At 59.4% G+C, this 7993-nt stretch carries 7 protein-coding genes; all 7 read left to right on the forward strand.

Annotation, left to right across the window (positions count from 1 at the left end):
- Positions 1 to 177 precede the first annotated feature (177 nt).
- Positions 178 to 1239 carry a class II fructose-bisphosphate aldolase gene (fba, locus tag QZ571_RS17925; protein ID WP_295537467.1) on the forward strand — a complete coding sequence of 354 codons (1062 nt, stop codon included), beginning with the start codon at positions 178 to 180 and terminating at the stop codon, positions 1237 to 1239.
- A 75-nt stretch (positions 1240 to 1314) separates the two neighbouring features.
- The gene (locus QZ571_RS17930) at positions 1315 to 2748 is read left to right on the forward strand and encodes a form I ribulose bisphosphate carboxylase large subunit (RefSeq protein WP_295537469.1); all 1434 of its coding nucleotides are present in this window, start codon (positions 1315 to 1317) and stop codon (positions 2746 to 2748) included.
- Between the two features lie 47 nt (positions 2749 to 2795).
- Complete coding sequence (locus QZ571_RS17935; RefSeq protein WP_295537470.1) at positions 2796 to 3155, forward strand: ribulose bisphosphate carboxylase small subunit; 360 nt, start codon at positions 2796 to 2798, stop codon at positions 3153 to 3155.
- Positions 3156 to 3231: 76 nt separating this feature from the next.
- Entirely contained in the window at positions 3232 to 4074 is an 843-nt protein-coding gene (locus QZ571_RS17940) for a CbbQ/NirQ/NorQ/GpvN family protein (RefSeq protein ID WP_295537471.1), read from the forward strand.
- Positions 4071 to 6398, forward strand: coding sequence for a VWA domain-containing protein (locus QZ571_RS17945; protein WP_295537472.1), 2328 nt, complete (start codon positions 4071 to 4073; stop codon positions 6396 to 6398). Before QZ571_RS17940 ends, QZ571_RS17945 begins: the two co-directional genes overlap by 4 nt.
- A 22-nt stretch (positions 6399 to 6420) precedes the next feature.
- A complete protein-coding gene (gene rpe, locus QZ571_RS17950; protein ID WP_295537473.1) occupies positions 6421 to 7122 on the forward strand; it encodes a ribulose-phosphate 3-epimerase in 702 nt (233 codons plus the stop codon).
- An 87-nt stretch (positions 7123 to 7209) separates the two neighbouring features.
- Positions 7210 to 7993: MBL fold metallo-hydrolase (locus QZ571_RS17955; RefSeq protein ID WP_295537475.1), on the forward strand; the 784-nt coding region annotated here is incomplete at its 3' end.

Genomic DNA, 7993 nt, shown 5'->3' on the forward strand with positions numbered 1-7993 from the left:
TGGATGGCCGGATGGTGCGGATCCTGAGCTGGTATGACAACGAATGGGGCTTTTCCAACCGCATGGCCGACACCGCCGTCGCGATGGGCAAGTTGATCTGAGCAAGCCGGGGGCCAGCCCCCGGACCCCCGGGATATTTTGGTCAAGAGGAAGACCAGAGAAAGAGGAACGACTGATATGGCTTTGATAACGCTCAGACAACTTCTGGATCACGCCGCCGAGCGTGGCTATGGCGTGCCCGCGTTCAACATCAATAATATGGAGCAAGGTCTTGCGATCATGAAGGCTGCGGCGAAATGTGACTCGCCCGTCATCATGCAGGCCAGTCGCGGTGCGCGCAGCTATGCTGGCGACATCATGTTGCGCCATATGATCCAGGCGCTGTCGGAAATGTATCCGCATATCCCGCTGTGTATGCACCAAGATCACGGCAATAACGAACAAACCTGCCTGAGTGCGATCCGCCACGGGTTTACCTCGGTGATGATGGACGGCTCGCTTGAGGCGGATATGAAAACCCCGTCGTCCTATGAGTATAACGTCGAGATCACCGAGCGGGTGTCGCGGATGGCGCATTGGGTCGGGGCCTCGGTCGAGGGCGAGCTGGGTGTTCTGGGCAGTCTGGAAACCGGTGAGGCTGCGGCGGAAGACGGGTCGGGGGCCGAGGGCAAGTTGCGCATGGAAGACCTGCTCACCGATCCCGATCAAGCCAAGGATTTCGTCGCCAAAACCAAGGTTGATGCGCTCGCGATTGCCTGTGGCACCAGCCACGGCGCCTATAAATTCTCGCGCAAACCCACGGGCGATATTCTGGCCATCGAGCGGATCGAACAGATCCACGCCAAAATTCCGAATGTGCATCTGGTCATGCACGGCTCGTCGAGCGTTCCGCAATATCTGCAGGATCTGATCAACGAATATGGTGGCGAGATGCCCCAGACCTATGGCGTGCCCGTCGAAGAGATCGAGCGCGGCATCAAATCGGGCGTGCGCAAGGTCAATATCGACACGGACAACCGTATGGCAATCACCGGGCAGTTCCGCAAGGTCGCGATGCAGAAGAAGACCGAATTTGACCCGCGCAAATTCACCATTCCCGCGATGGAAGAGATGGAAAAGCTGTGTCTGGACCGCTTTGAGCGCTTTGGCACCGCCGGGAACGCCAGCAAAATCAACGTCATCGACATGGATGAGATGGCCAAACGCTACAGCGCAGGCGCGCTTGATCCAAGCGCATAGAACTTAGACCCGCCCATCGCCCAAAGGCAATGACGCGGCAACATTCGGACTTTCAGGGAGAAGGAGACCCCGACCATGAACACGCAAGCATCCTCAGGCAAATATTCCGCAGGCGTCAAGGAATACCGCGAGACCTATTGGGAACCCAATTACACCCCCAAGGACAGCGATGTTCTGGCCTGTTTCAAGATCACACCGCAGGCCGGCGTGCCGCGCGAAGAAGCGGCTGCGGCTGTGGCCGCGGAATCCTCGACCGGCACTTGGACCACGGTCTGGACTGACCTTCTGACTGATCTTGAGTATTACAAGGGTCGCGCCTACGCGATCGAAGACGTACCGGGCGATGACGAAAGCTACTATGCCTTTATCGCCTACCCGATGGGCCTTTTTGAGGAGGGCTCGGTCGTCAACGTCTTTACCTCGCTCGTGGGTAACGTGTTTGGCTTTAAGGCGGTACGTGCACTGCGTCTTGAGGACGTGCGCTTTCCGCTGTGGTTCGTGACCACCTGTGACGGTCCGCCCCATGGCATTCAGGTCGAGCGCGACAAGCTGGACAAATACGGCCGCCCCTTCCTGGGTTGCACGATCAAGCCGAAACTGGGCCTGTCGGCCAAGAATTACGGGCGCGCGGTGTATGAGGCGCTGCGGGGCGGTCTTGATTTCACCAAGGACGACGAGAACGTCAACTCGCAGCCCTTCATGCGCTGGCGTGACCGCTTTGAGTTCTGTCAGGAAGCTATTGAAAAGGCTGAACTTGAGACCGGTGAGCGCAAGGGCCACTACCTGAACGTGACCGCGCCTAACATTGAGGAAATGTACAAGCGCGCCGAGTTCGCAAAGGAAATTGGCAGCCCGATCATCATGTCGGATTACCTGACGATGGGCTGGGCTGCGCAGGCGTCTCTGTCGCGCTGGTGCCGCGATAATGGCATGCTGCTGCACGTTCACCGCGCGATGCATGGCGTGATCGACCGTCACCCCAAGCACGGCATCAACTTCCGTGTGTTGGCGAAAATGCTGCGCCTTCTGGGCGGCGATCACCTGCATTCGGGCACTGTGGTCGGCAAGCTGGAGGGCGACCGCGCCGCCACTTTGGGCTGGATCGACCTGATGCGTGAAAAATACGTCAAGGAAGACCGTTCGCGCGGCATCTTCTTTGATCAAGACTGGGGCCAGATGCCGGGTGTTCTGCCGGTGGCCTCGGGCGGTATCCACGTCTGGCACATGCCCGCGCTGGTCAACATCTTTGGCGATGACAGCTGCCTGCAATTTGGTGGCGGCACCTTGGGTCACCCCTGGGGCAACGCGGCGGGGGCGGCTGCCAACCGTGTCGCCGTTGAGGCCTGCGTCAAGGCGCGCAACGAGGGCCGCGATCTGGAGAAGGAAAGCAAGGACATCATGACCGAAGCGGGCAAGCACAGCCCCGAGCTCAAGATCGCCATGGAGACGTGGAAAGAGATCAAGTTCGAGTTCGACACCGTGGACAAGCTGGATGTCGCTCACCGCTGATCCCGTTGGGTAGCAACATGAGAAACACCTGAGAAAGGAATGAAATCATGAGTGAAATGCAAGATTATGGCTCGCGCCTGTCGGACCCGAACAGCCGCAAGATGGGCACGTTCTCCTACCTGCCGCAACTCAGCCCAGATGAGCTGCGCAAGCAGGTGGAATATATCGTGAAGATGGGTTGGAACCCGGCCATCGAGCATACTGAACCGGAAAATACCCGCTCGAACTTCTGGTATATGTGGAAGCTGCCGATGTTTGGTGAAACCGATGTCGATGCGATCTTTGCCGAGATCGACATGTGCCGCAAAGCCAACCCCAAGAACCACGTCCGCCTTGTCGGCTATGACAACTTCAAGCAGACGCAGGGCACCTCAATGGTGGTTCACCGGGCCGAAATGACGGCCTGATCCATCAAAGGCAGGGCCGCCGCATCGCGGCCCTGCCCCTTTGTTTTCCCAGCCGCGCGACCGGAGGGCAGCCGCCATGAGCGATATTGATACCAGCCAGTTCTTGATCAAGACCGAACCCTATTACCGCCCCGTCGGCAATGAGGTCGAGCAATACGCCGCCGCTTATGACGTGCGTATGCCAGTGATGCTGAAGGGCCCGACGGGCTGTGGAAAATCCCGCTTTGTCGAATATATGGCGTGGAAATTGCAGCGCCCGCTGATCACCGTGGCCTGCAACGAGGATATGACCGCCTCGGACCTGATCGGGCGGTTTCTGCTCGATATCAATGGCACGAAATGGCAGGATGGCCCGCTGACCGTGGCCGCGCGGATCGGCGCGATCTGCTATCTCGACGAGGTGGTTGAGGCACGCCAAGACACCACCGTCGTGATCCACCCGCTGACCGATCACCGCCGCCAGTTGCCGCTGGAGAAAAAAGGCGAGTTGGTCAACGCCCATCCCGACTTTCAGGTCGTGATTTCCTACAACCCCGGCTACCAGTCGATGATGAAGGATCTCAAACAATCGACCAAGCAGCGCTTTGGCGCGATGTCGTTTGACTATCCCACGACCGACACCGAGGTCGAAATTGTCAGCCACGAAGCCGGGGTCGATCTGAAAACCGCCGAGCGTCTGGTGCAGGTCGCGCAGCGTTCGCGCAACCTCAAAGGCCATGGGCTTGATGAGGGGATGTCAACCCGCCTACTGGTCTATGCCGGCCAGTTGATCGCGAAAAACATCGCCCCGCAAGCCGCCTGCCAGATGGCACTGGTCGAACCGCTCACCGATGATCCCGACATGCGCGACACGCTGCAAGCGGCTGTGTCCACCTTCTTCCCGGAGGTCTCCGACAGCAGCAAAGACAAGGTGGCATGAAACTCGCGCTCGACGATTACCGCGACGAGCTGATCCGCGCAGCTCCGGAGCTGGACGACAGTCTTGAAGGGCTGTTTCACGAATCCGCGCGCGTGATGTCACCCACCGGGCTCAAGGATTATCTGGATGGAGCGCGCGCGATGATCGCGCTTGGCAAGGGGCCGAAACTGCTGGTGAGCTATCTCGACGATATGCCCCAGGTCGTCAAGGAATGCGGCGAGGATGCGATCCGCGACGTGGTAGGCGCGGTGTTGAAGCTGTCCTCGATGGTCTCGGGTGAGGTGATCACGCTGATGCTGTCGACCCTGCCCGGTGCGGCGCGCCGCTTTGGCGACCCCGAATTGCTGCGCGGCTATCTGGCGCTGATCCACCGGCTTGCCGCGATCGCCCCACGCGGGTTGCGCCCGATGTTTGGCGTGCTTGAGGAATTGCTGGGCAAGTTGACGCTATCGGGCCTGCGCCGCTGGGTGGATTTCGGCGCCGAAGCCTATCGGCGCGATTTGCCCAAACAGGCCGATTACTTCGGTTTAGTCTCTGAAGACAGCCGCGCGATCTTGAAACAAGAACGCCGCGGCACGCTGTTTATCGACTCTCAACGGCGGCTCAATTTCTACCTGCGCGCCTTTTGGGGCCGTGATTTCTTTCTGCGTCCCTCGGCGGCCGATTTCGCCGGATTTCGCCCCTTTATCGAAGAGGGCGCGTTGCATCTGCCCGATGCGGTGGATGGTGTTGCGGGGGCGTCGGGGCTTGATCTGTATCGCGCGATGTGTGCCCATATGGCCGCCCATATCGCCTATTCGGATCGCGGTTTGGGCCAAGAGGTGCTTAACCCTGCGCAGATTTTCCTGATCGGCATGTTTGAGGATGCGCGCGTCGAATATTGCGCGATTGACGCGTTTCCCGGCCTGCGCACGATGTTTCAGGCGCTGATCCCGCAAAGCGCGCCCAAGACCTACGAACATGAGACGATGTATCTGCTTGAACGGATCGCCCGCGCGCTGATCGAGCCGGGCCTGCGGCTGGGCGATGTCGAGATCGACAATGTCATTGAGACGTTTCACGCCAATGTCGGCGAGAATATGCGCGAGACAATGATGTCGTGGTCGCTTGGGGTGGAGCTGTATAATCTGCTGGCCGATCGCCGCGCCGTGCCCAGCCTACGGATTCTTGAAGGCCTCGCTATCCCGTATCGCGACGACAACCGTTTCGTGTGGGCGATGGAGGGCTATGATTGGGACAACACCAACGCCTATCAGCCCGAACTGGGGCAAGTGCGCAAGAATGTCGGCTTGATGGAGTTCATCAACGAGGTCGATGTCGAGACCGCTGGCGATGATGCGCAAGAGATCTGGGTGCTCTCAAGCGAACTGTTCCCCTACGAGGATGAGGGCATCTCTTACAACGAGCGCGAGGGCAAAGAGCCGGTCTCGGACCCGTTTCATTACGGCGAATGGGATTACAAGGTGCAGCTGCATCGCCCCAGCTGGGCCACCGTCTATGAACGCCGTCAGGGCAAGGGCGACCCCGATGAGATCGATGCGATCCTAACCAAGCATCGCGGCATTCGCCACCGCATCAAGCAAATCGTCGACCGGTTGCGCCCGCAAGGCGTGTCGCGCCAACGCCGTCTTGAAGATGGCGATGAGTTGGATATCAACGCCGCCGTCGAAGCCGCGGTAATGCACCGCATCGGCATGCAGCCCGACCCGCGCATCACCATGCGCAACGTGATCAACCGGCGCGATCTGGCGGTGCTGATCTTGCTCGACCTGTCGGAATCAACCAATGAGCTGGTCCGCGGGAGCGATAAAACGGTGCTTGATCTGACGCGCGAGGCCTCGGCGCTTGTGGCCTCGGCCATCGAGGGCATCGGCGATCCATACGCCATTCACGGCTTTGCCTCGGACGGGCGCCACGATGTGCATTACCATCGCTTCAAGGATTTCGACCAAAAGCTCGATGTTGAGGCCAAGGCGCGCCTTGCGGGAATGAAGGGTGGGCTGTCGACGCGGATGGGGGCCGCGATGCGCCACGCCGCGCATCACCTATCGCAACGCTCTGAGGCCCACAAGCTCCTGTTGATCGTCACCGACGGCGAGCCCGCCGATATCGACGAACGCGATCCGCAATATCTGCGCATGGATGCCAAAAAAGCGGCTTCCGAATTGGCGCAAATCGGCATATCCAGCTACTGCCTGACCCTAGACCCCGAGGCAGACCGCTATGTTTCGCGCATCTTCGGGGCGAATAATTTTACGATCATCGACCAGGTTGACCGCCTGCCCGAAAAACTGCCAACCCTGTTTGCGCAACTGACGAAATAGGCGCGACGCCACGGAGGACACCATGAGCTTTGACCGTTCCATCAAGATTGCCCCCTCGATCCTTTCCGCCGATTTTGCCAATTTCGGCGCGGAAATTCGCGCAATTGAGGCGCAGGGGGCCGATTGGGTGCATGTCGATGTGATGGACGGGCATTTCGTTCCCAACCTCACCTTTGGCCCGCCCGCGGTAAAGGCGTTTCGCCCGCATGTGAAAACCTTCATGGATGTGCATCTGATGATCTCGCCCGTCGATCAATATATCGAGGCCTATGCCGAGGCGGGTGCCGATATGATCGTGGCCCATTACGAGGCCGGGCCGCATCCCCATCGCACGCTTCAGGCGATCAAGGCGACGGGCGCGAAATGTGGCATCAGCCTCAATCCCGGCACGCCTGCCAGCGCCATCGAATACCTGCTTGATCTGTGCGACATGGTGCTGGTGATGAGCGTGAACCCCGGTTTCGGCGGTCAGAAATTCATCCCCTCCAGCGTGCAAAAGGTCCGCCAGGTCCGCCAGATGATCGGCGATCGCGAGATCCATATTCAGGTCGATGGTGGGGTCGATCCCAACACTGTCGGCCCGCTGGTCGAAGCAGGTGCAGATTGCTTTGTCGCGGGCTCGGCGGTGTTCAAGGGCGGCTCGGTCGACACGCCCGAGGTGTATGGTCAAAACATGCGCGCGATCCGCGCGGCCGCCGAAGGAGCCCTCAAAGCCGCGCAATAATCGCGTCTTTGTGATCTGCGCGCTTGCCCTGTGACAATCTGTCGTTCATATTCGCTAAATTGAATACCTGTTTAGGGAGGAACGGGCATGAGAGTCACACGACGCACCATTCTGCGCGGTGCGCTGGCAACCACGGTTGCAAGCGCCCTGCCCCGGTTCAGTTTTGCCGCGCAAGCGCTGGAACTCGGCGCCGCACGGATCGACACGCTGTCAGACGGCAACCTTGTCTTGCCGCTCAGCTTCGTGTCCGACGACCCCAAGGCCGTGCCGATTTTGAAAGAGTTCGGCCTGACGGGCGCGCAGGTCGAGCCGCCCTGCAACCTGACGCTCTACCGAGACGGCACCAATACGGTGCTGTTCGACGTTGGCTCAGGCCCCGATTTCATGCCCACTGCGGGCAAGTTGCAAGCCGCTCTGGACGCGCTTGAGATCACCCATGACGACGTGACCCATGTTGTTTTCACGCATGCTCACCCCGATCATCTTTGGGGCGTGCTTGATGATTTCGACGAACCGATCTTTGCCAATGCGCAGCATTTCATGGGCAAGACCGAGTTTGAGTTCTGGATCAATCCAGAGACCGTGAACACGATCGACGAAGGGCGAACAACCTTTGCCGCGGGCGCGTTGCGGCGGCTACAAACACTTGAAGATCAGATCACAACCTTCGGAGATGGCGAAGAAATTCTTCCCGGCATCGCGTCTCGCATGACACCGGGTCACACACCGGGCCATATGAGTTTCGAGATCCGCAATGGCAGCAACTCGGCCTTTGTGACGGGCGATGCGATCGTCAATCACTACCTTGCCTTTGCTGCGCCGGGTATGGCGGCTGGCTCAGATCAAGATCCCGAACTGGGGGCCAAGACCC

This window comes from uncultured Thioclava sp., assembly GCF_913064665.1.
In the GTDB taxonomy this organism is placed as follows: Bacteria; Pseudomonadota; Alphaproteobacteria; order Rhodobacterales; family Rhodobacteraceae; genus Thioclava; species Thioclava arctica.

What these genes read in the sequence shown, in the direction of transcription:
- fba (WP_295537467.1), top strand. Translation starts at nt 178, where the DNA reads ATGGCTTTGATAACGCTCAGACAACTTCTGGATCACGCCGCCGAGCGT.
- rpe (WP_295537473.1), top strand. Translation starts at nt 6,421, where the DNA reads ATGAGCTTTGACCGTTCCATCAAGATTGCCCCCTCGATCCTTTCCGCC.
- QZ571_RS17935 (WP_295537470.1), top strand. Translation starts at nt 2,796, where the DNA reads ATGAGTGAAATGCAAGATTATGGCTCGCGCCTGTCGGACCCGAACAGC.
- QZ571_RS17945 (WP_295537472.1), top strand. Translation starts at nt 4,071, where the DNA reads ATGAAACTCGCGCTCGACGATTACCGCGACGAGCTGATCCGCGCAGCT.
- QZ571_RS17930 (WP_295537469.1), top strand. Translation starts at nt 1,315, where the DNA reads ATGAACACGCAAGCATCCTCAGGCAAATATTCCGCAGGCGTCAAGGAA.
- QZ571_RS17940 (WP_295537471.1), top strand. Translation starts at nt 3,232, where the DNA reads ATGAGCGATATTGATACCAGCCAGTTCTTGATCAAGACCGAACCCTAT.